The organism is Methanosarcina sp., assembly GCF_049706645.1.
GTDB lineage: Archaea > Halobacteriota > Methanosarcinia > Methanosarcinales > Methanosarcinaceae > Methanosarcina.
Window position 1 is genome coordinate 75,688 of record NZ_JBNAKP010000007.1, and the last position, 22,041, is coordinate 97,728.

18 protein-coding genes are annotated in these 22,041 nt (G+C 43.0%); 9 read left to right on the forward strand and 9 right to left on the reverse strand.

The genetic code is table 11. The features are described 5' to 3' along the window. Positions 1 to 2: 2 nt before the first annotated feature. The 6 genes from ACPK8D_RS02620 to ACPK8D_RS02645 all read right to left on the reverse strand — a co-directional run bounded on the left by ACPK8D_RS02620 (position 3) and on the right by ACPK8D_RS02645 (position 6,604). Positions 3 to 884, reverse strand: coding sequence for a DUF58 domain-containing protein (locus ACPK8D_RS02620; protein WP_424716285.1), 882 nt, complete (start codon positions 882 to 884; stop codon positions 3 to 5). A 138-nt stretch (positions 885 to 1,022) separates the two neighbouring features. Then, on the reverse strand, positions 1,023 to 1,997 hold the full coding sequence (locus ACPK8D_RS02625; RefSeq protein ID WP_424716286.1) for an AAA family ATPase: 975 nt from the start codon (positions 1,995 to 1,997) through the stop codon (positions 1,023 to 1,025). A 177-nt stretch (positions 1,998 to 2,174) separates the two neighbouring features. Beyond that, positions 2,175 to 3,071 carry a DUF7502 family protein gene (locus ACPK8D_RS02630; protein ID WP_424716287.1) on the reverse strand — a complete coding sequence of 299 codons (897 nt, stop codon included), beginning with the start codon at positions 3,069 to 3,071 and terminating at the stop codon, positions 2,175 to 2,177. A gap of 342 nt (positions 3,072 to 3,413) precedes the next feature. Then, positions 3,414 to 4,364, reverse strand: coding sequence for a prephenate dehydratase (pheA, locus tag ACPK8D_RS02635; RefSeq protein ID WP_424716288.1), 951 nt, complete (start codon positions 4,362 to 4,364; stop codon positions 3,414 to 3,416). A gap of 426 nt (positions 4,365 to 4,790) precedes the next feature. Further along, positions 4,791 to 6,311 (reverse strand): DUF4139 domain-containing protein, encoded by a 1,521-nt coding sequence (locus tag ACPK8D_RS02640; protein ID WP_424716289.1) that lies wholly within the window; start codon positions 6,309 to 6,311, stop codon positions 4,791 to 4,793. Between the two features lie 128 nt (positions 6,312 to 6,439). Then, positions 6,440 to 6,604 carry a hypothetical protein gene (locus ACPK8D_RS02645; RefSeq protein ID WP_424716290.1) on the reverse strand — a complete coding sequence of 55 codons (165 nt, stop codon included), beginning with the start codon at positions 6,602 to 6,604 and terminating at the stop codon, positions 6,440 to 6,442. Between the two features lie 180 nt (positions 6,605 to 6,784). On the opposite strand from ACPK8D_RS02645, the gene ACPK8D_RS02650 reads away from it, so the two are divergent. Next, complete coding sequence (locus ACPK8D_RS02650) at positions 6,785 to 8,260, forward strand: PGF-pre-PGF domain-containing protein (RefSeq protein WP_424716291.1); 1,476 nt, start codon at positions 6,785 to 6,787, stop codon at positions 8,258 to 8,260. A gap of 194 nt (positions 8,261 to 8,454) precedes the next feature. Here ACPK8D_RS02650 and ACPK8D_RS02655 read toward each other — a convergent pair whose 3' ends face one another. Continuing rightward, positions 8,455 to 9,396: a nucleotidyltransferase domain-containing protein gene (locus ACPK8D_RS02655; RefSeq protein WP_424716292.1), complete on the reverse strand. Its 942-nt coding sequence runs from the start codon at positions 9,394 to 9,396 to the stop codon at positions 8,455 to 8,457. Between the two features lie 456 nt (positions 9,397 to 9,852). Here ACPK8D_RS02655 and ACPK8D_RS02660 point away from each other — a divergent pair, with 456 nt between their 5' ends. Together ACPK8D_RS02660 and ACPK8D_RS02665 are read left to right on the forward strand one after the other, a co-directional pair. Next, positions 9,853 to 11,130 (forward strand): M20 metallopeptidase family protein, encoded by a 1,278-nt coding sequence (locus ACPK8D_RS02660; protein ID WP_424716293.1) that lies wholly within the window; start codon positions 9,853 to 9,855, stop codon positions 11,128 to 11,130. 56 nt (positions 11,131 to 11,186) lie between these two features. After that, positions 11,187 to 11,636 carry a GNAT family N-acetyltransferase gene (locus tag ACPK8D_RS02665; protein WP_424716294.1) on the forward strand — a complete coding sequence of 150 codons (450 nt, stop codon included), beginning with the start codon at positions 11,187 to 11,189 and terminating at the stop codon, positions 11,634 to 11,636. A gap of 164 nt (positions 11,637 to 11,800) precedes the next feature. Here the strand turns inward: ACPK8D_RS02665 and ACPK8D_RS02670 are convergent, their stop codons facing one another. Continuing rightward, positions 11,801 to 13,783: a glycoside hydrolase family 15 protein gene (locus tag ACPK8D_RS02670; protein WP_424716295.1), complete on the reverse strand. Its 1,983-nt coding sequence runs from the start codon at positions 13,781 to 13,783 to the stop codon at positions 11,801 to 11,803. Positions 13,784 to 14,304: 521 nt separating this feature from the next. Between ACPK8D_RS02670 and ACPK8D_RS02675 the strand changes: the two genes are divergently transcribed. Beyond that, a complete protein-coding gene (locus ACPK8D_RS02675; RefSeq protein WP_424716342.1) occupies positions 14,305 to 14,469 on the forward strand; it encodes a hypothetical protein in 165 nt (54 codons plus the stop codon). 85 nt (positions 14,470 to 14,554) lie between these two features. Here ACPK8D_RS02675 and wrbA read toward each other — a convergent pair whose 3' ends face one another. Next, entirely contained in the window at positions 14,555 to 15,184 is a 630-nt protein-coding gene (gene wrbA / locus ACPK8D_RS02680; protein WP_424716296.1) for an NAD(P)H:quinone oxidoreductase type IV, read from the reverse strand. Positions 15,185 to 15,551: 367 nt separating this feature from the next. On the opposite strand from wrbA, the gene ACPK8D_RS02685 reads away from it, so the two are divergent. The 5 genes from ACPK8D_RS02685 to ACPK8D_RS02705 all read left to right on the forward strand — a co-directional run bounded on the left by ACPK8D_RS02685 (position 15,552) and on the right by ACPK8D_RS02705 (position 21,889). Next, complete coding sequence (locus tag ACPK8D_RS02685) at positions 15,552 to 16,682, forward strand: glycosyltransferase family 2 protein (protein ID WP_424716297.1); 1,131 nt, start codon at positions 15,552 to 15,554, stop codon at positions 16,680 to 16,682. An 8-nt stretch (positions 16,683 to 16,690) separates the two neighbouring features. Continuing rightward, on the forward strand, positions 16,691 to 17,860 hold the full coding sequence (locus tag ACPK8D_RS02690; protein WP_424716298.1) for a glycosyltransferase family 4 protein: 1,170 nt from the start codon (positions 16,691 to 16,693) through the stop codon (positions 17,858 to 17,860). Positions 17,861 to 19,143: 1,283 nt separating this feature from the next. Then, on the forward strand, positions 19,144 to 20,229 hold the full coding sequence (locus ACPK8D_RS02695; protein WP_424716299.1) for a glycosyltransferase family 2 protein: 1,086 nt from the start codon (positions 19,144 to 19,146) through the stop codon (positions 20,227 to 20,229). Further along, complete coding sequence (locus ACPK8D_RS02700) at positions 20,207 to 21,100, forward strand: lysylphosphatidylglycerol synthase transmembrane domain-containing protein (protein ID WP_424716300.1); 894 nt, start codon at positions 20,207 to 20,209, stop codon at positions 21,098 to 21,100. The genes ACPK8D_RS02695 and ACPK8D_RS02700 overlap by 23 nt, the downstream gene beginning before the upstream one ends. Positions 21,101 to 21,259: 159 nt before the next feature. Continuing rightward, positions 21,260 to 21,889, forward strand: coding sequence for a class I SAM-dependent methyltransferase (locus tag ACPK8D_RS02705; RefSeq protein WP_424716301.1), 630 nt, complete (start codon positions 21,260 to 21,262; stop codon positions 21,887 to 21,889). Positions 21,890 to 22,041 lie beyond the last annotated feature (152 nt).

Sequence of the window (22,041 nt, forward strand, 5' to 3'; positions counted from 1 at the left end):
TTTTAGCGTCTCCTTCTCCTGATGGTATGGTAAAAAGCGTCAAAGATAGGGGTGTCGGTTGTAAAGCTATAGAATTCGGCGCCTGCCTTCATACAGGCTTTTTTAATCCTTGCGCCGTGGTCGTCAAGCTTTTCGAGGTATCGTTCTTTGAACCTTTCACTGACATAAGTCCTGATCTCCTCTCCGGTTTCAAGGTCTACGAGTTTGCTGTTACCCTGGATAGGGAGCACTTTTTCCCTGGGGTCGAGCACCTGGATAAGGATCAGGTCGTGGTCAGATAGCCTGGAAACTGCGGTTTCTATTGCCTCGGGTTCCTGAAGAAAGTCCGAGATAAGGATTACAAGGGATCTGGACTTGATTTCCCGGCTGTACTTTGTAATAGCTTCCCCGATTGAAGTCCCTCCGGACAGCTCAAGCTCTGCCAGTCTGTCAATTGTCCGAAGAAGATTTTTTCGTCCACGTCTGGGTTTGCTTATATCGATTTCCCGTGTAAAGGTTGAGATCGCAAACCTATCATTATATTTTGTTACCATGTAGGCATAGCCTGCAGCGAGCATGGAAGCATATTCGAATTTTGAAGTCCCTTTTTCAGGGAAATCCATACTTTTGCTGGCGTCCAGAAGGATATGGGTCGTAAGAGTCTTCTCTTCCTCAAACTGTCGCACATAAAGTTTTTCAGTCCTCGCATAGGCTTTCCAGTCGATATCTTTCAGGCTGTCGTTAAAGTCGTATTCCCTGAACCCTATGGTATCGATGCCCCGTCCGCTTCGGGTAGACGGGCGGTTTCCTGCATAAACGGTCGATACCCTTTTCCGGACAGAGAAGGTAAAGCGGTCAAGCTGCCTGAAAAAGTCCGTTTCGATGTTTTGTTTTGTGCGAGTCATTCTGGATCGTCAATAAAAAAGCCCGGTTTATTCCGGACTCGGGAAAACCCTTCAGGGGTTATTCAAACTTATTCAACTTATTTTGCAGTCCTTTTCCTGCCTGGAAATCGGCCAGGGGTCAGGCTTTACTTCTTAACTTTACTTTATTTTCCGGATAATATCCTCAATAGCCTGATCAGGGGTTATCCCGCTTCTTTCGGCTTCAAAGGTCAGGATGAGCCTGTGGCGGAGGACAGGGTACGCCATGTAATCAATATCCTCTTTACTTACGAAGTTCCTGCCCTCTATAAAGGCCCTGGCTTTTGCGGCAAGGATAAGGCCGATGGATGCCCTCGGAGAAGCCCCGTACTCGATATGTTCTTTGTCTTTTCTTGTCATGCCCACGATAGAAAGAACGCGCTGCTTGAGTTCCTCTGAAATCGGAACCTGCCTGCTGAGTTTCTGCAAATCAAGGAGTGTCGATTTATCCAGGCCTCTGGAAATCTTCGGAACTTCGGATTTCGTATACCGGTTTATTATTTCCATCTCCTCTTCATAGGAGGGATAATCTACAAGGACCTTTAAGAGAAAACGGTCGAGCTGGGCCTCAGGCAGGGGATATGTGCCTTCCATCTCTATGGGGTTCTGGGTGGCAAGAATGAAAAAGGGGCGGTCCAGCAGGAAGGTATCATTTCCGACGGTTACCTGTTTTTCCTGCATAGCTTCCAGCAGGGCTGACTGGGTCTTCGGGGACGCCCTGTTAATCTCATCCGCAAGCACAACGTTTGCAAAAACCGGCCCAGGCTGGAACCTGAACTCTTTTTTGTTGTCTTTCTCTTCAATAACATTTGTTCCTGTAATGTCAGAAGGCATGAGGTCAGGAGTACACTGAATCCTGCTGAATTTCAGGTTCATTGCCTGTGACACTGTAGAAATCATAAGTGTTTTTCCAAGCCCTGGATTACTCTCAACAAGGGCATGCCCTTCACAGAGTATTGCAATTATGATCTGCTCCACTACTCTATTCTGGCCTACGACAACGTTTCCGATCTCTTCAAAAAAACTTTTAAAAATTCGGCCTGCGTTCTGATAGGTCGTGGCAGCCTGCCCGGAATCGGTATTATTCTCACTCATATCTGCTTCACCCGTTATGTTTCTGTTTTTGCAGGCTTAAAGCCCGCCTTTTTCGGACGTTACCTGCTCCTGTGACAGTGAACCTCCAGAACACTGCCTGTTATTCAAAAACTGCTTTCAGACAACCTTCGATAAAACTGAGTGCAGGTAAATCCGGCTTTAGACAAATTCTCCAAATTATTCTTCTGCAAGTCCTTCGAAATAACTCTGGATAACGTTCCTGTATCCTTCAGGTAAATTCTCATAATAAGCCTGGGAAGCAGCTGCTTCAGGGTTTACCAGGCCTGACTGGATAAACGATTCGTTCATAGGTTCCCCTGCTTCCTGGCTTGTAAAGCCCTGCCCTGCGCCCGGAGGAATCTTCAGATCAACTTCTTTGCCTTCCACCACAATAACCGCAGGCTCCCCGAAGAGATTTTCCTGGCTCTCGTTATTCGAGGTTCCGCCATTTTCCTCCACAGGGAAAAGCTCACTATCCGAATCCGAAACAAAAGGAATGTTTTCGATTACTCCGCTAAGGTCGGTGGGACTGAGCGTTGTCTGGTATCCGGTTCCGGCAACGTACGCGAGAATGGAGACCGCAAACACTATTACGAACAGATCTTTTGCAAGCTTTCTCCTGTTAAAGAAGGACGAGGACTTTACGGGTTTTGAGTCGATTATAACCCCGCCTATAAGGTCCCGGACAATAATGTTGTCCGTGTTGCGGTTATCGTATGCAGTCCTCAATCTCTCCTTAAGTACAGGGTATGTCTCTTCTATAAGGGAAATCGCATCTTTCTTTTCAGCCCTGTAATGCCTGACGGCTGCTGTGAGGATAAGGGAGAGAGCAAAAGCCAGGAAAATAAGCCCCAGAGTTTCAAAAATAACCCCGAAGCCCAGAATATTGTACTTTGCACCGGTGTAAGGTTCGAAGGTGCTAAACATTAGAAATAAATCTCGCATATTGAAAAGCACGAAAAGGAGATAAAGGACAAGAAAAGTTGCAAACAGGTCTGCAAAGGCATAGAGTCCTCTATATTTTTTCAGGACCGATTCGTGTTTGTTTACTATTTCTTCAATACTCAGAGCCATCTCGCTCCTTTTTGCAGCCTGGAAAACCGGCTGTGATCATGAATACTCATAAGTAAAGATTGTGCACGAAACATGCAAATATACTGTAAGAAGATTTTCTAGAAAGATAGTATAGAAAGATAGTATATAAAAGTACACGTTCCGGAATATGCATTTTTCAGATTCGCATATCAATCCGATTTTTACCGGATTCTGTCGTTAAATTCACATATTTGAACATTGGGTCTTATCATTGATTTCTGCCATTGTTCGCAGGATTCGGCCCTGGCCTTTTACGGTCTTATAAAAAGGTAATTACAGACTTTTAAAACTGAATAACTGCGAATTTTTAAAGCTGAATAATTAAAGTATTTTAAAAGCGGGGTAGGAACCCAGTACTTTTAGGGTATCGGTTTTATCCCTTATGTCTTTTAAAGCTTGTTTTATAAGTGCATCGCTGGCGTGCCCTTCAAAATCGATATAGAAGTAATAGTCCCCAAGTTCCTTTTTAGAAGGCCTGGACTCAATCCTTGTAAGGTTAATCTTATTTTTTGCAAAAGCCCCGAGGATTTCGTATAATGCCCCTGGCCTGTCTTTTTCCAGATATACTATAATGGAGGTCTTGCAGGCTGAAAGGCTGGAATTCAGAGGCCCGATTTCACCTTCAGGCAGGAATTCATACCCTGATTCCTTTTCCGGGCCGGATTGTGATTTTGTTTTATCCGGTTTATTTTCTGCGGCACAAAGGATCTGCTCAGACTGGGGGTTTTCTGCAGCCCGCAAAGCAATAAAGCGGGTGTAGTTTTCCTTCCGGTCCTGGACGTTTGAGAGAAGGACTTTTAACCCATAGCATTCTGCAGCCTCGGGGGAAGCTATTGCTGCCATTTCTTCAAATTCTCCTGCAAGCCTTGCTGCATGGGAAGTGCTGCCCGTACTCCTCAGTTCAGCCTCAGGGAAATTCTCTTTCAGGAAATGCCTGCACTGGGCAAGCCCCTGAGGATGCGAAAGTATGACTTTGATCTTCTCAGGCCCGCCTTTCGAAAGCAGGCAATGCTCGACTTTGACAACAATCTCCCCGATTATTTCAGCCCCGTTCTCAAGAAGCAGATCAAGAGTAACCCCTACCGAGCCCTCAATAGAGTTTTCTATCGGAATAACCGAAAAATCGGATTTCCCCTGCACCACCGCCAGAAACGCATCCTCTATGTCTGCAAAATACCGGATTTCCGCACCTTCCAGCCCTTGTTTGAGAATCCATAATTTTGCAGCCTTTTCCGAGTACGAGCCTTCGGGCCCCATTGCACCTATAATCATCTGAGGAGATAATTGCAGACATGGTAATAATATTTTTTGCCCAGCAGAGTTGCGGCTCTGCAGTGCGCTGCCCTTTTCGCACCCGAATTGCGCCTCGGGAGTACGCTGCCCTTTTCGCTCCGCTCAAGAGGGCTAATTTATGACACAGAAATTCTACGTATTTTTGCCAGAGTCCCGCAAACTTTTTAGAAAAAAGTTTGATCAAAAACGCAAACCTTTTCAGAAAAGGCTTGAGCAAAAACGACGTAATGGCGTGACGGCGTGATCAAGCAAAATAAGCGAAAAGATTTATTTACGAATTAGCATTTATGAATTAGCGTTTTTCCGTTTTTTTCCGTTTTTCCATGGTTATAGGCTCTTGATTAGATTTTCTGTGGGCATAGGGAGTTATAGAGTTCTGGCTGAGAGTTTATTGCGGTTTCCGAGTTAGTAACCGCGTTCTACAGTGTAAGATACCTTTTTTGAACCGTCAGCTGGCACGGTTATTTCCCATTCGGCGGTAAAGGCGTCTTTTTTCTCGTATGGGTCAGAGGTGGTTGTTATTTCCCAGTCGCCGTAGAAGTGTTCTACAATTTTTACTTTCTGGGGCTGAGATTTGTGGTTTTTGATTTCGGTCTCATAGCTCTCCTTCCAGATATACGAGCTTATCCTGTTGTAGCTGGTCTGGGTTCTTGTGCCTGTTACATCAAAGGCATTTCCGATAGTGACCTTTACCTCTTCATCTTTTGGGGTGTGCTCTATGCTGTCTTCCCCGAGGAACTGGAGCTGGCCCTGGGAATCGGCTTTGTAGACTCTTAGGGTTCCGGCAGGAAGAGGCATTCCAAGACCTTTTTCTTTTGAATTGTTCAGGCTCAGGGCGACCTGCACATCACTGCTTTTTGAGGCATCGAAAACGAGTTCCTTTTCTACAGGCACGGAATCGGCAGACAGGAGGGATAGCTGTTTTACCTGGTTATTCTTTAGCGTAGCCGGCCTTTCAAGGGTATAAAGGTGATATTCAAAGAGGGATTCCTCAACAAAGCTGTCTTTTGCCCCTGAATACCCTCCTTCTGCGTCTTCCGCAACTTCTTCTTCATACCGGGGAGGGCTGGGCGCGACTACGCGGTGGACTTCCCCTGCGACCAGCTTCAGCCTGGCATCCTCATAAGTTGTTCCTGCGGCGTTATCGACGCTGACCCAGCCCTGGATATCGGCTTTTTTATCATCTGCACTTGCTTTCACGATATAGTCGGCCTTCCAGCTCATGCCTGCCGTAAGGTAGGAAGTAAGGACATCACGCTTGCCTGCCGCAGGCGAGTAGACCTGCCAGACCAGGGTAGGTTTTGTAAGCAGGTCTGCGGAATCAGGGAATTCGACCTTCGAGACTTCGGAAATCGTTACGACTTTGCCGTCACCCAGCCTGAGCACTACCCCACCGTCGTGGCTCAATAGAGTGCCTGTGTATGTGTCCCCCTCTTTTTCGGTTACGGTGATTTCCTTGTCCAGGAATTTCTCCAGCAGTTTCTTGCCGCTTACAAGATCGTATTCGTAATTCTGCTCCAGCACGGCAGTATCTTTACTCTTTGTGTCTTCAAACATTACCGATGTCGGGTCAATAAGGGCAGCAACATCAGTATATTCGACCCTGTTGACACCGGAATCGAACTCAAGTGCCCTTCTTTCCTTTACAAGGGCAAGATTATTGTTATAAACCGTAACCTCAGTACTCGAATCAGTTGCTGCGGCATTTGCCTTAAGAATCTCCAGAGGGTTCGAATATTGTACCTTAGTAACAATGCTCGAACTGGATTCGATCCCGTTAACTGCAGTTTCATACCTATCTGCCTGAGCAGTGTTTTCCCTGGAATCAGGGTGCAGGGTAAAACCCGGATACACGAAAGCTGCAGATGCGGTTAAAATCAAGCTTGACGCCAGAATAATCCAGACGTAACTTTTCTTTAATTTCATAGAAGAAGAATAGGCAACTGTTTTATTTATATTTGGCTTTAGCTGCAAATATAGTTGAAGTTATCTATTCAATTTTCTATACGGACTCTTATAAGATTTAGTACATGTTTCCTGTTTTAGCCCTTAATCTAATTTACTATCCGGTCTTCTATCAGGTTTTTTATCTGACTTTCAATCTGGACTCCTATCGGGTTTTCTATTGGAGTTCCTATTTCTTTGAAGTCAACAGGCGTTGAAGATTCATTTTTGAGGATCAGAATACCAGGGCAGGATACAGTTATAATAATATACACGAAGACATAATTAATAATTTTAAGTAGTGTTCGAAAAAATCTGAAATATCGTTAAAATAACAGGAAATGAGCTGGAAAAAGATAACAGGAAATGAGCCGGAAAAAAATAGATGAACAGAATAGCTAAAAATGAATCCGGTAACAGAAAAATATCTGGAAAATAATTAAGGAACCACTCTTATGAATTTTATCAAGGCCTTCAGGACTAAAAGCCGGATTAAGCTCTCAGGCTTTATTTCAAGTTTCGTTCTTATTTTTCTACTGGCCTGGACAACCCTTCCTGCCTCAGCCGCAGGGATAGAAGCAAGCAGGGAGGTCTCTGCCGAAACGGTTTATCCGGGAGAAAGTTTTACAGTAGCCGTACATATAAAGGCAGACCAGAATGTTGAAGCCCTGATGCTCGATGAAAATCTCCCTGGCGGGTGGCAGGTAAGTCAGTCGGAAAATAACGGGGCTGCGTTCCAGGAAATCAGTATATTCAAAGCGTCCACTCTGGAGTGGATCTGGGTTGAAAACCTCTCAGCAGGGGAAGAAAAGACAGTAGTGTACAATGTGACCGTGCCTTCGAATTTCGAGCCTGGAAATTTTACAATCTCGGGCACGATTTCCGGCTATTCTGTTCCTCCTGCCCCTGTGGGAGGTTTTTCAAAAGTAATACTTGCTTATCCACCTCCTGAAGTTGATTTTTCTGCAAATCCTCTCCTCGGGATTGCACCCCTTGTTATCCAGTTCACGGATTTATCCTCCTCCAATCTTGACTCCTGGGAATGGGACTTTGACGGAAACGGGAACATTGAATCAAAAGAAAAGAATCCGGTTTACACATATGAAAACCCTGGAACCTACACTGTCACCCTAAAGGCGACTAACAATACTTACGGAAATAACACCCGGATAAAAACAGGATATATAACCGTGACCGAAAAGCCTTCCATTTCAGGAGGAAGTGGAGGAAGTGGAGGCGGGGGAGGTGCAGGCTCTCCAGAGTCAACCAGGAATATTGAACTGAAGGAAATTTCAAATGAGCAGGTTTTCAAAGGCACTCACACGTGTTTTACATTTAAAGGCGGGAAGAATGAAATCATGACTGTGGAGTTCGACCCCAAAAAGAACTTCGGAAAAACAACCGCTATTGTAGAGATGCTGAAAAACACATCTTCAATTGTTAAGGATCCTGCTCCCGGAACGGTTTACAGGAACGTAAATGTCTGGGTAGGGAACAGCGGCATTTCAAGCCCTCAGAACCTTGAAAATGCCAGGATAAATTTCAGGGTGAAAAGGACCTGGGTTACCGAAGAGGAAGTCAGTAAAGATACGGTGACCCTGTACCGGTACAGTGAAGGTTCATGGAATCCACTGCCTACAGCCCTCAGTAGAGAAGATGAAATTTACTTATATTTTACCGCAGAAACTCCGGGCTTTTCTCCCTTTGCAATATCAGGCACTAAAAAGGAAATTCAATCGGTTGATATTTCTCCAGTCAGGACAGGAGAGAACCTGACCCTTAACGAGGAGAAAACTTCTGGAGAGGAAAAACAGGAAATTCCTGCTTCAAACGTTGAGAAAGAAGAAAAGAGAAGTTCTCCAGGGCTTGAAGCAGCCTTTGCAGCGGCTGAACTACTGGTTTTGTATGGTGTATTAAATAAAAAAAGATAATTCGAGGAGAAGAGAGATAACTTGGCCAGAGATTGGGCTAACAGGGCTTTTTGGTAAAAGCCTTCTTTTCCAGATTTTGGTTCTCTCTCAACCTTCTTTCTCAACCTTCTTTCTCAACCTTTTCTCTCAACCTTTTTTCTCAGCCCGTACTGCCTGAAGCAAAAGTTTACATTCCTTTAATTTGCCTTTTGCTCTCAAACATATCCACACTGCTCAAGCCAGGTAAGAGACCTTATCCATTCCCCTTTTGGCTCCCTTGAAGTACCCACGACAAGCCGCTTGATATCTCCGACCTCTTCGACAATACCCCGAGCTTCTATAAGCTCTCCGGGAAGCGCCTGGCCTGCGTAGGTATGTGTATAAGAGAGCACATGATCTATTTCGTCGTGATCGACCTTGTAATAAGCAGGGCTGTCAAAAGCGAAGTCGGCATTTTCTACCCGGGCTTCGATTTTCATCTTAACGGTATCTTTTCCACGCAGAAGAGGCTCTTTTATCTGGTCCCATTCCCTTACGAAAAGAAGGTCAAAATAAGTGCCCTCGACCATCCCCCGGTTGCCTTTCCTGGATTCGTGCAGCATGAATTCGTCAAATGAAATATCGGGAATTCTCTTCCTGTAGATTCTCTGCCACATCTCCTCATCGATTTCTTCAATTGGGCCTTCCTGCTGTTTTGCGGCGGTTATGGCATCTCTTGCCCTGAACCACAGAGGGCCGTACACAACAAAGTCAATATCCGAGCTCTCGTTCTGGATGCCTGCGAGCATCGAGCCCGTAACTCCCATGCTTGTCCTCGGAATTCCTGCCAGATCAAGCGTCTTTACGATTGCCCTTACTCGGTTGTCAGAGTTTACAAGCTCAGGAATCACGTCGGAGGGGCGAAGCACCTCTTTTACCTCGGCTTCGGGAACCACATGAACATCCTGCACCCATTCAGGCCTGTGTTTTCTCATGAACTCGAAAGCCGGGCCGAAATCGTATTTTCTATACCGTAACCCGTTTAACTCCCTCTCCCCGTTTTCATCGGGCACATAGCGGAGCGTGGCCCGGATTCCATCACTGCGGAAGTAGTCAGAAACTGCAAAAAGCCAGTTATCTTTCGTAACAAGGAAATCCCTCAGGCGTGTTTTGAGCATTTATACCATCCCTGGAATATATAAGAGGACCTAAGAGTACCCGGATTTTAAGGAACCTTAACGGCCGGGCTTTATAATAATTTATGATAAATAGCAGGAAATGTATTGTACCAATCATGTATATAATTATCAGGTATTTTAGCTCAAAGCCTTTTGAAAAAACGCTTTAGTGGAAAGTTCTGAGCAAATGACAAAAATGGAATAATATACCTGGAGTTACAGATACTTAAATGAAATATACTAAAGGAATATATAAAACACAAATAAAGTATATTAAAATAGAACATCCTAAGATAAAAAATAATTAATATTACTATGAGTAAATATTACAGACAATAAATATTACGGGCAGTAACTGTTACAGATCAATGGATATTACGGGCAGTAAATGTAATAGATAGTAAACGTTGCAGACCAGTAGACGGAATAGACTGCAGATGCAGAACATCCGAGGTAATGCTTTTGAGAGAGAATCCGAGTACAGAAGCGCTTGAGAACTGGATTATACAGCTCAGGCGTGAATTTCACAGATACCCCGAACTCAGTTTTGAAGAATATGAGACCCAGAAGAAAATCCTGAAAATACTTGGAGAACTGGGGATAGAAGCCAGAAAAATTGCAGATACCGGCGTACTTGCAAGTATCCGGGGAACACTACCAGGCCCCTGCATTGCCCTTCGATCAGACACGGATGGACTGCAGGTACAGGAAGAATTAACTGAAAGAAATAGCGACTACATTTCCAGACACGAGGGAGTAATGCATGCCTGCGGGCACGACGGGCACATGGCAATGCTGCTTGGGGCTGCCAGGCTGTTTCAGGAAAATCGGAATTTTCCAGGCGAAGTCCGCCTTATCTTCCAGCCTGCAGAAGAGATCCCTCCGGGAGGCTCGGAAAGGGTAATTGCAGAAGGAGGGCTTAAGGGTGTGGATGCGGTCATGGGCATGCATGTCTTTACCAGTCACGAATCCGGAAGCGTGGGTTTCCGTCCCGGGCCTTTCATGGCAAGCACCAACCGGTTTGAAGTGACCTTTAAAGGAAAAGGGGGCCATATATCACTGCCTGAAAAATGCATTGATCCGGTCAGAATGACAGTGAACTTCATAAACAGCCTTTATTCTGCTCTGGAAAAACAGCTTGAACCGGACAAATACGTCATTGGGGTGGGAAGGATTCGAGGAGGAGCCCAGTTTAATAGAATTCCTGACACTGTAGAGATTCTCGGAAGCTACCGGACCTTTGACCGGGAGACTACAGACATTATTGACAGGATAATAGAGGAATCCCTCGACGAAATTGTAAAAAGATACGCAAAGCCAGGAGATGAATTTTCAGGTTTTCCTGACTACGAGCTTGACGTACTTCACGGTTATCCTGTCCTTGTGAATGACCCTGTATTTACGGATGCTGTAAACTCAAAACTGCAGGAGAGTTTTCCGGAACTTACAGTCTATCCTGAGATGGGAAAAACCTTTGCCGCCGAAGATTTTGCAAGTTACCTGCAGAAAGTTCCGGGGATTTTCATTTCCCTGGGCACCCGGAACCCGGAAAAAAAGATTGTAGAAATTAATCACTCGTGCACGTTCGATATCGATGAAGCGATCCTGATTACTGGCACGGAGATATTTTATACCGTTTCGCTGGACTTCCTCAAAAACCCGGAAAAATATCTCAATTCCCAGAACTATTTCAACCCCGAACCATTAAGAAAAAGCCTTAAAACCGACAGGTGAACGAAAAACCGACAGGTGAACGAAAAAGGGACTGCCAGGTTTACGGAGTGGAATAGATGATAATCCAGAGATATGACGATTCCAGAAAGGAAGAAGTTCGCGATGTTGTCCTTGAAGTTTTGATGGAGCACGGCTTTGAACCCGACAGGCTAAAAGATGCCGACCTCAAGGACATAAATGGTTATTACTCGGGAAGTGGAGGCGCGTTTTTCGTAGGAATTGTCGACGGCAAAGTCGTAGGCACGTCAGGAGTCCGAAAACTTGATGAGAATCTGTGCGAAATCCGGCGTATCTACCTTAAAAAAGCCTTCAGGAACAAAGGAAATGGAAAATTACTCTTCAGGACCGCTCTCGAATTTGCTGAAAAAAATTGCTCGGGTGTGGTTCTTAAAACCGATTCAACTCTCACGAAAGCAATAGACATGTACCTCAAACACGGATTCACCTTCCAGAAAGAAGAAACCGGGTACCTTTATTTCGAGAAAATGTTTAGCAAACCTTTTTAAAAACGGCTTGATCGCAAACTTTTTCAAAAAAAGTTTGATCAAAAACGCAAGCCTTTTCAAAAAAGGCTTGAGCGCAAACTTTTAGAAAAAGTTTGATCAAAACCGGAAGACGACGTAACGGCGTGGTCAAGCGGCTTCCGATTTTTGTTGCTATTTAATAGCTTTTATTTCTCCGGATAATTGCAGGAGCCGCCTTCCTTTTTCTCAAGGGCTTGAAGGTATTCGAGGACTGCAAGGATGTAGGCGGAGTGGGACCAGGCCAGGGGGAGAACGGAGAGGGGGATGCCGTTGTCATCTATTTGTTCGGACAGAAGGCCTGCAGGATGGGCGTGAGCTGCACACCAGTCCAGGAGTTCGAGAGCTCTATCCAGGTTGCCAACTGCGGAATGCCATTGGGACAGCCAGAGAGTACAGATAATCCAGCTGTTCATGTAGCCAAAGTAAGTGTCATGAAGATACCTGGCAATTCCGCCTGAGGGGCGCTCAAGTTCGCGTTCGATAGCTTCCATTGTCCGGACAACCCTGGGGTCATCGGGAGGGAGAATTCTAAAGTACCAGACCGCAAAAACCGAAGAATCAAGAGTGGGATCATCAAGCGCACGGCGGAAGCGCCTTAGTCTTTCATCGTAAAGTTTCTCCAGAATAGACTTTCGGATTCGGTCTGCAGCTTCCTTCCAGATGTCTGCGTTGTCGTAATCGCCAAGAGAGCGGGAGAGTTCGTAGGCTCCATTGAGGCCGGCATAGACCGTACATGCGCTGTAGGTATGCATGCCTTTTCGCTCTTCCCATAGGTCAAAACTCGAAATCGGAAGGTCTGTTTCCCTGTCAATCGCTTTTACAAGATAGTTAGCCGTGGGAATTACAAGCGTTCTGTAGTACCTGCCTGTGGTCCAGACACTCTTTGCAATTTCCCAGTTGTTGTAGAGGGCATAAAGAGGAAGCCCTGTCTCATCGATCTGAATCATAGGCACGGGATGCCATGTGCTCCCGAAATCTCCGGCAGGCGTGTACTTGTGAAGGAAATTGCCTCTGGAAGTGATGATTTTTGAGAAAAACTCAAAAGTTTCGGCGGTCAGATGATGATACCGCGCCCTGTCGAGCGCAAGACAGACCCAGGCTGCATCTCTTGGCCAGCAATAGGTGTAAAGGTCTGCTCCGAATTGCTTTATATCCGAATCGCAGGAGGCAATTATCGAGCCCGTGATATCCATGTGGGCGACAACTGCAAGAAGGCTTCGGTAAAAACACTTTGAAACGCTCTGCGGCAGCTGAGACACCCGGGAAAATTCCGGAAGGACAGCTACTCTCTCAATAAATGAGTTCCAGAAATTGAAGCTATGATGGAAAAGGGCTTTTCTTCCGGATTCCTTTACCCGTTTATGGATTTGAAGCACGCTGCAGTACTTTTTTCCAAGAACTATCCAGTAGTGCAGCCTTGTAGATTCTCCTGGCTTCAGTTCGGGAAGGGTCCAGCCAAGGGTAGAATCTACCGAGCCGTGGGCTACAGGATTTCCACTCAGGGAAGCATCACTTTCCATATCTCTCCAGGTACCTTCAAGCCCTTTCCATTCTGCAGTCCCAACTGCATGCTGGTCAAATGCAGGGTCACTCGCGTGCAGGAAATAGCGATCTCGCTTGTAATGGATGAGCGTATGTTTATCAATTACAGCAGTTTCTCCGATTTTGGTCTCGAGAATCCGGTAGTTCTGGTTAGAGAAAAGCCGCAGGTGCTTAATTGAATTTGAAGTATTCGTGACCTCAAAGGTCCTGTAAAAAATGTTTACCGAGGGATGGACAGCTTCCCAGACCGTGATTTTGAGTCCTATTTCGGGGCTCTCGAACACTGTTTCCCCTATATTTGAGATGATTTCCCTGCAGGCCTCGGGGACTTCCTGCTTGCCTTCCTGAGTATCAGCTTTCCCTCTTAGGACTTCCCTGTTCTCTCCTGAGATTTCAAGAATACGCTCACAAAAGTTCTCCTTAAACTCAGATTTATATCTCTGTTGAATTTTCCAGTTTTCAAGCCAGCTGCAATAAAGGGAATCGAGATCGCATATGCCAACCTTTATCGAGTTCCCATGATTCTCAAGTCCTACATATGGGAAATAAACGTCCCTTATCGTCCCTTTTTCGTCCTCGCAGATCAAAATTCTCCCATTTCCGAAAATTAGCGGCCTAATCCCGCATACCTCCTATTTTCTTTTAAATTTTCATAACCCCACATTTAATAGTCTATCAGGCATGTAGGTTTTGCAACCCGGATTCTCAGAATATGATTATTCCATCAGTTGAATCGTCTTTCTTGAATATGACCTACCGAGAATTGAATGTATTACCTCAAATAGTTTAGTACGGAGAATTCTATGAGCGCTGGAGTTTAGCTTAAATAATACTTCCTCAAAACTTCCTCAAAACTGCCTGTAAAAATAATATTAACTGTTAATATAACTGTTAATATGTTTTAACAGTTGGGTTACACCTAGTTGGGAATGTGTTTCTATGTATAACGTTTTTATTAAATGCAATTAAACTCGTTCAGGAAAATAACTTTAATTTCTTATTAAGGATATATATAAATTAAATAAGAATGTTTATATTTTATTGCGATATCTTAGTAAATGCCTTATAAAAACGAATATTAAAAAAATCACTCACATACAGAGAATGCGTGTTTACAATGTCTTACGTGAAAAAAGCATGTCCCGTTTGTGGGAAAGAATTCTTTGTCCTTAAAAAGGCTGAGGAAAAGGCAATTTACTGTACTCTGGCATGTCTGACAAAAGCTCAGGATAAATTTGAATCCAGAGGTGTATCCTTCCCGAGCCTTGGTTAAGCATTTGTAAGGTAAAAAATTAAAAATAAGGAGAACACCCCCATAAAGGGAAACGTTTTCCAATCTTTTTATTTTTAAAATTTTTTTATTTTCCAGCGAGTTTTTTTGCAATCTGAGTCACATGCCTGCCCTGATAACGGGCCATCGCAAGCTCGTTTTCTGAAGGCTGGCGGCTGTTATTCTCTCCTGCAATCGTTGAAGCTCCGTATGGGCTGCCGCCTGTAATTTCATCCATTCTCATCTGCCGGGTTTCGGAATAAGGAAGCCCGACAATAATCATTCCGAGATGAAGCAAGGTAACATGCGTTGTTAGGATTGTAGATTCCTGACCTCCATGCTGTGTCTGACTGGAAGTAAAGACGCTACCTACCTTTCCAACAAGAGCATTTTTGACCCATAACCCTCCAAGGCCGTCAAAAACCGTACGCATCTGGGCAGTCATATTTCCGTAACGTGTAGGCGTCCCGAAAATAATGGCGTCCGCACCTGCAAGTATATCTTCGTACATGCTTCTGGTCAGAACAGGAATATGGGAAAAAAGGTCTTTTGTTTCAATTGCCCCCATCTTTTCCAGAACCTCGTAAGGCAAAGTCTCAGGCACCTGATAAATCTCTACTTCAGCTCCTTCGACTTCTCTTGCTCCTTCAGCTATAGCTTCTGCCATCTTGTAAATGTGACCATAAATACTGTGGAATATCACGTTTGTCTTAACCATTCAAATCCTCCATTTAAATCCCCCATTGAAACCAATTGAAATGTAGATAAAGCGGTTCCAAACATACTGAAATAAGTTGATAATCCGTGAAAAAAAACCCAGATCCCTTCTTAAAAATAGTTTTCTGATGCCTTATATAGCTTGTTAGCAAAAGTTAATTTCCCTTTCCTGATCTGTGTTCCTTATTTTCGGGTTCTATACTCCTGGTCTCCTGATTTTATATCCCTGACTTCCCGGTCCTGTGTTCCTGCTCTACTTTCTTTGCCCTGCCGGATAGTACTTTGAAAAATAAATTTCAGGAATACCAGTTCCTGATAAATTATACGTATCAAAATAGTTATTAGGCTATATGGTGTATAAGCTGGACATGCCCTCTCTTTCTATCGTAATGCCTTCCATGAATGAAGAAGAAACCATCCGAATTTGCATAGAGAAAGCTCAGTCTGTATTTAAAAAATATGGTATAGAAGGGGAGATAATAGTTGCTGACAACTCATCAGATCGGACCGCAGAGATTGCAGCATCAATGGGTGCAAAGGTAATCGGCCCGATAAAAGGGTATGGAAACGCTTACCTCAAAGGGCTGGCCGAAGCAAAAGGAGACTATATTGCTATTGCGGATGCCGATAATACCTATGACCTGCTCGAGCTTGACAAGTTCCTTGATCCTCTTATAGCAGGAGAAGCGGATTTTATAATGGGCACCAGGCTTAAAGGCGATATCAAAAAAGGAGCTATGCCCTGGCTGCACCAGTATATAGGCAATCCTTTCCTGACAGCAACGCTGAACTTCCTTTTCAAGACGAAGATTTCAGATGCTCACTGTGGGATGCGAGCTTTTACAAAAGAAGCGTTTGAAAAAATGAATCTTAAAACACACGGCATGGAACTTGCATCCGAGATGGTGATTGAAGCTGCAAAATGCGGGCTGAGGATTAAAGAAGTCCCCATAACCTATTACTCACGCCGAGCTCCTTCGAAGCTGCGCTCTTTTCAGGACGGCTGGCGGCATATGAGGTTTATGATGTTATACCGTCCTCTGCCTTTTCTCTTCCTGCCGGGAGCGGTGGTTTTTGTTCTTGGAGCCCTGATAACCGGTTCTCTCCTGCTTAGCGGAGATGCGGCAGAAAGCAGGCTGCATTCCTTCATATTAGGCTGTATGCTCCTGGTTCTCGGCGGACAGACGCTCTCTACCGGTAGCTATATGAAAACATACGGTATTATCCGCGGCGTATATCCAAAGAATAAGGGCGGTACTGCAAAATGGCTGAACTACCATTCCCTTGAAAAAGAACTGCTTGCAGGTTCACTCATATTGATTGCAGGCCTTCTGCTCGGACTAAAAGTAGTATACACCTGGATCAGCTCAGGGTACGGCTCTCTCTCGGAAGTGAGAAGTGCAGCTATTTCAATGGTTTTTGCTTTTATCGGTTTGCAGATGATTTTCTCAGCAATTGTCCTGAGCGTAATGCTCCTTGAAGTGGATACGGACTGGTAAGTGATTCAATGAAGATCGCCTTTGTGTACGATGCTGTCTATCCGTGGGTCAAAGGCGGCGCAGAAATGCGCATCCATGAGCTGGGAAAGCGGCTCTCGGTCAGGGGGCATGAAGTACATATTTTCGGAATCAAATGGTGGGAAGGCGAAGATATCTTTGAGTATGAAGGCATGATCCTTCACGGTGTCTGCAAAGCTCGAAACCTGTATGTAAACGGCAGGCGTTCGATTTCCGAAGCAATAATCTTCGCTGTAAAACTGTTCCCGGAGCTCAGGAAAGAAAACTTTGATCTTATAGATGTGAGCGTCTTTCCCTATTTTTCCTGTTTTACCGTAAAAGCGGTCTCAATCCTGAACAAAGCCCGGTTAGTGTTTACCTGGCATGAAGTATGGAATGATTACTGGTATGAATACTTAGGAAGAGCAGGGCTTTTTGGGCAGCTGGTTGAGAAAGCGGTCTCGAAGTTATCGGGGAATAATATCGCAGTTTCAGGCTGGACAAAGGAAAGGCTTGAGGCGCTTGGGGTTCCCGGAGCAAGGATTACGGTTATCCCTAACGGGATCGACCTTAAAAGGATTTCAGGGATCAAGCCCGACAGCGGAAAAGCTCCTGCAGGTACTGAAAATAAAACATATGAGATCATTTTTGCAGGCCGGCTTATAAAGGAAAAAAATGTTGACCTGCTGATTAAAGCTGTAGACTTTCTTAAAGCCGATTTTCCGAATCTCAGGTGTTGCATTGTTGGGGACGGGCCTGAGAAGGCAGGACTGGTGGAGCTTGCAAAGAAAACCGGGGTTTACGGGAATGTCGAGTTTGCGGGCTTTCAGGAGTACGGGGCACTGATCGGGAAAATTAAAGCTTCAAAGGTGCTTGTGCTGCCTTCGGGCCGGGAAGGGTTCGGGATGGTTGTTATCGAGGCTTTTGCTTGCGGTGTACCTGTTGTAACTGTAAGAGCAAAGTACAATGCTGCACAGGGACTGATTGAAAATGGAGTGGACGGGCTTGTTGTAGAAAAGGAATATAGAGAAATTGCGAAAGCCCTACAAAAAATAATTGAAAAAAACTCAAACTATAGAGGGATTTCAGAAGCCGCATTCCGGAAAGCTAAAAATTATGATTGGGAGGAAATCATTGAGAAAGTTTGTTTAGTTTATGAAGATTATATGAAAAAATCTTAAAGTCAGAACCGTTTTCCCATCTCAAATAAATAAAAAATATCAGGAAAGCCTCAGGAATTCAGTATTATTCACAAAAATGATTGGTACGGGCTATTTTAATAAAATTCAGTAGTCTCTTTTAATAAAATTAATTAATCTTAATTTGTTTAGTAAAATAAATTACTCTAAGCTTCGCAATAAAGCCAGTTATCCTCATCTGAAAGCCAATTATCCTCATCTTAAAGCCAGTTATCCTCATCTTTTGTAATGAAGCTAGCTAATTTTAACTTATATGATAAAATATAATTTATCTTAACTTTAATAATAAAATTAGTTAAATACTAACTTTTATAAGAAAAGTAATTAAATTACTATTGCGTTATTCAGTGGGGAATATGGAAAAAAGGGTTAAATTAATAATCCAATATCAGTAACCTGATATATTGTATGGGTTATTCTCGGTATCCTGGACTATTGAAATCTATCCTATTTCAGATGCAACTCGGGGGAGGCAATCATATTAGTGCATCGATTCAAAATAAATCCCTTATTTAATGGGGAATTCGGTAATCAATAGACAATTCAAAATCCATGATTGTAAGCATACTTTGGAATCGCAGCAGCTATAGTTATTCTCGCAAAGAATCGCATTTAAAAAGAGAGGATCTCTTCAACATCTTCTAAGATATTATGATATTAAGATATTATGATTTCGATCCGTTCTAAAAATTAAGTGTGAATCTTTGCGGTTGATACTATAGTTGTGCAAAATTTTGTTGTGCAAAGTTTTATCATCCAAAAAACATTCATGTAGTAATAAATAATTCCACAAAATTTTAGTGAATATTTACATGTGTTAGGATATATAAGGTATAAAATTTGCGTAAAATGGATTGCCTATGATTAGTATAACGGTTGTCAGGATTGATATACAAGCTCCAAGAGGATTTTCTTCCATGAGGCACTTCAAATTACTCCAGGGAAGAATGCAAAAAATTGAATAATATCTTGAAAAATTTTTATACTGAATAGGATAAACTTTTGGATAAATCGAATTTAACTCAGGTATGAGAGGTAATGACGCGTTGAAATTATCAATCAAGATTGTGAAGAAACTGAATAAATCAATAAAGCATTGTGAAGAAACTGAATAAATTGATGAGGCATTGTAAAGAAACTGAATGAACAAAGAACATGATCCAATTCCAAACTCTAGTTGTATCGATTCCAAAATGAATCCGTCATTGAAGGAAGAATTCATTGATCAAGGGGTAAATTTAAAAACTCAGGTTTGTGAACGTATTTTGGATCGAAACATTAGTTATACTTTTCAAGTGCTAGGGGGAGATGCTACGTACGGTTCAAAAGGTCAATTAAAAAATCGAGAGATCTATACGATAGGGTCTCCAACCTATTTTCCAGAGGATTATTCCATCCAGAATAATTACATCTCAGGTAAGCCTGATCTCTCAATCATAATTCCGGTTTATAACGAAGAGGGAAACATAGCTGAACTCTACGAGAAATTGTGCAGTATTCTTTCGGTACTTAACGAAACGTATGAGATAATTTTCGTTGACGATGGGTCAATTGACAATACTTTCCGGGAAATAAAAGCAATTCAGGATAATAACATAAGAATTGTAAGGTTTCAGAGAAATTACGGAAAGGCTGCAGCCCTCTCCTGCGGGTTTAAGAAATCGAGGGGAGACTTTGTCATTACCCTGGACGGAGACCTGCAGGATGACCCCAAAGAAATTCCAAGGTTCCTCGATAAATTAAAAGATTTTGATATGGTTTCCGGCTGGAAGGTCAAAAGGCAGGACCCTATTTCAAAAACCTTTCCTTCCAAATGCTTCAATAAATTAACCCGATTCATTACAGGAGTCAAAATTAATGATTTTAACTGCGGGTACAAAGGATACCGAAAAGAGGTTGTAAAGAATATAAACTTATATGGAGAGTTTCATCGCTATATTCCGGCTCTGGCTCACTGGAAAGGTTATACGGTTGGGGAGATAGAGGTCGAGCACCATCCGAGAATCCACGGAAAGTCAAAATATGGAGTCGAAAGACTTTTGAAAGGTTGTCTTGACCTGATAACAGTTACTTTTTTAATGCTATATAAGAAAAGGCCTCTGCATATGTTCGGAGGCATAGGCTTCGTATTAGGTTTTTCAGGAATCGCGATTTCCATGTACCTTCTCATGTTATGGGCTACAGGTACAAAGATTGGAGACAGGCCTCTTCTTATGCTGGGGATACTGCTTACAGTTATAGGAGCCCAATTTGTCTCCCTGGGACTGATAGGAGAACTGATCACAAACTCCAGAAACAATGACGATTATATTATAAAGTTTGATAGTTATGAACTGGAAAACGGCAGGTAAATTTGCAGTTAGTCTGGGGCTTTTATCGTATCTATTAAGTAAGCTCGATGTAAAAGCTATTTACGAAGTGTTTACTGAAGTGAATATAGTGCTGCTCTCCTTTTCCCTGCCTTTTATTATTCTGATGTATTTAATAAAAGCAAAAAAATGGCAGACTTTACTTAACTGCATCGATATCAGGATTCCAATTCTCAGGTCGCTGGAAATCATTCTGATGGGCACCTTTTACGGGGCGCTTACTCCGGGCAGAACAGGGGAAGTCTCAAGAGCTTTTTATCTGGATTCGGAGAAATCAAGAAGTATACCAACCGTGATAATGGACCGAATTGTAGACGTTATCTGCCTGATGATCTTAAGTGTACTGGCAATAGCGCTCTTTTTTAAAGATAGGAATTTAATCTATCTGATGACCTTTGTAATGTCACTTTCCATTGTCGGAATAGTCGTTATTACAAACGAAAAAGCCGTGTCTGTTTTTTTTAAGATGTTTTTTCAGAATAAAGAACATAAGGAAAACTATATCAAAACTATGAGGGAAATCACTAAAAATAAAAAAGTTCTTTTCACGGTTTTTTCATTAACTTTAGGATACTATTTATTAAACTTGATTGTGTACTGGATAGTAATAAAATCATTAAGCCCGGCTTTAAATAATATTCTTACTTTCTCGCTGCCAATAATCGTAGTTTTGGGCAATTTCCCTATATCAATCTCAGGTTTTGGAATCCGGGAATTCGTCAGCGTCACGATCTTCAGTCTGCTGGATGAAAACTCAGCTTACGGATTTTCCTGTCCTGTAATTCTTTATCTTTTGACATCTCTATCTCCGGCACTCTTCGGATTCCTGCTCACTCTAAGAAAGCGGCCCTGATATACCATATTCAATCGGGGATTATAAATTAACAGGGAATGGAATATAAAGTCAAGAACTTAAGAGGAATCTCTATCTTCAGTTTATAAATCATTTGGAGAAAATATAAATAAAGGGCTTGAAGCTATACATATAGGTGGGCTAAAAGGTGGCGCTAAAATGAACTCAATGGGGAACAAAATGAATCAGGTGGAAACTCCGATGGATCAGGGTTTTCAAAGTGGAAATTATAAAAAATACAACTCCAGTAATCCGCTTATGGGTATGGTCATATCTAATTTCATTGAAAACTTAAAGGATACCGTAGCCCCATTGGGAAATATAAACAAAGTCATCGATATTGGTTGCGGGGAAGGGTTTGTTATTAATTCACTTGATCTGCCGGATGTAACAGGTATTGATATTTCAAAAAATGCACTTAAGCTTGCAAAGGATCGAAACCGGAACTGTAATTTGTGTGCAGGAAGCGTGTACGAACTTTCGTTCAAGAAAGATAGTTTTGACCTTGCTATTGCAACCGAAGTCCTGGAGCACCTTGAAAACCCGGAACGAGCTCTTGAGGAAATTAAAAGGGTCTCCAGGAATTATTGCTTGCTCAGTGTACCTAACGAACCTTATTTTCGTACCATGAACTTCCTGAGAGGTAAAAACCTGAAGCGCTTTGGAAATGATATTGAACATGTACAGAACTGGAGTTCAGAGGAATTCGTGAAATTGGTAGGAAAATACTTTAAGGTATTAGAAATCCGAAAACCATTCCCCTGGACAATGGTATTGTGCAGGAAATAAGACTGGTGCTAAGAAAATAAAACTGGTGCTAAGAAAATAAAACTGGTAGCATGTGAGAAATAAATTTTTAAAATATACTGCTCAAACTTTTATTTCTGAAACAAAGGTATTTGCAGCTTTATTCTAAGCTTCGGGTGCTGCAGTTTTGCCCT

What these genes read in the sequence shown, in the direction of transcription:
- ACPK8D_RS02705 (WP_424716301.1), top strand. Translation starts at nt 21,260, where the DNA reads ATGAACTCAATGGGGAACAAAATGAATCAGGTGGAAACTCCGATGGAT.
- ACPK8D_RS02650 (WP_424716291.1), top strand. Translation starts at nt 6,785, where the DNA reads ATGAATTTTATCAAGGCCTTCAGGACTAAAAGCCGGATTAAGCTCTCA.
- ACPK8D_RS02625 (WP_424716286.1), bottom strand. Translation starts at nt 1,997, where the DNA reads ATGAGTGAGAATAATACCGATTCCGGGCAGGCTGCCACGACCTATCAG.
- pheA (WP_424716288.1), bottom strand. Translation starts at nt 4,364, where the DNA reads ATGATTATAGGTGCAATGGGGCCCGAAGGCTCGTACTCGGAAAAGGCT.
- ACPK8D_RS02685 (WP_424716297.1), top strand. Translation starts at nt 15,552, where the DNA reads ATGCCCTCTCTTTCTATCGTAATGCCTTCCATGAATGAAGAAGAAACC.
- ACPK8D_RS02665 (WP_424716294.1), top strand. Translation starts at nt 11,187, where the DNA reads ATGATAATCCAGAGATATGACGATTCCAGAAAGGAAGAAGTTCGCGAT.
- ACPK8D_RS02630 (WP_424716287.1), bottom strand. Translation starts at nt 3,071, where the DNA reads ATGGCTCTGAGTATTGAAGAAATAGTAAACAAACACGAATCGGTCCTG.
- ACPK8D_RS02690 (WP_424716298.1), top strand. Translation starts at nt 16,691, where the DNA reads ATGAAGATCGCCTTTGTGTACGATGCTGTCTATCCGTGGGTCAAAGGC.
- ACPK8D_RS02700 (WP_424716300.1), top strand. Translation starts at nt 20,207, where the DNA reads ATGAACTGGAAAACGGCAGGTAAATTTGCAGTTAGTCTGGGGCTTTTA.
- ACPK8D_RS02620 (WP_424716285.1), bottom strand. Translation starts at nt 884, where the DNA reads ATGACTCGCACAAAACAAAACATCGAAACGGACTTTTTCAGGCAGCTT.
- ACPK8D_RS02660 (WP_424716293.1), top strand. Translation starts at nt 9,853, where the DNA reads ATGCTTTTGAGAGAGAATCCGAGTACAGAAGCGCTTGAGAACTGGATT.
- ACPK8D_RS02640 (WP_424716289.1), bottom strand. Translation starts at nt 6,311, where the DNA reads ATGAAATTAAAGAAAAGTTACGTCTGGATTATTCTGGCGTCAAGCTTG.
- ACPK8D_RS02655 (WP_424716292.1), bottom strand. Translation starts at nt 9,396, where the DNA reads ATGCTCAAAACACGCCTGAGGGATTTCCTTGTTACGAAAGATAACTGG.
- wrbA (WP_424716296.1), bottom strand. Translation starts at nt 15,184, where the DNA reads ATGGTTAAGACAAACGTGATATTCCACAGTATTTATGGTCACATTTAC.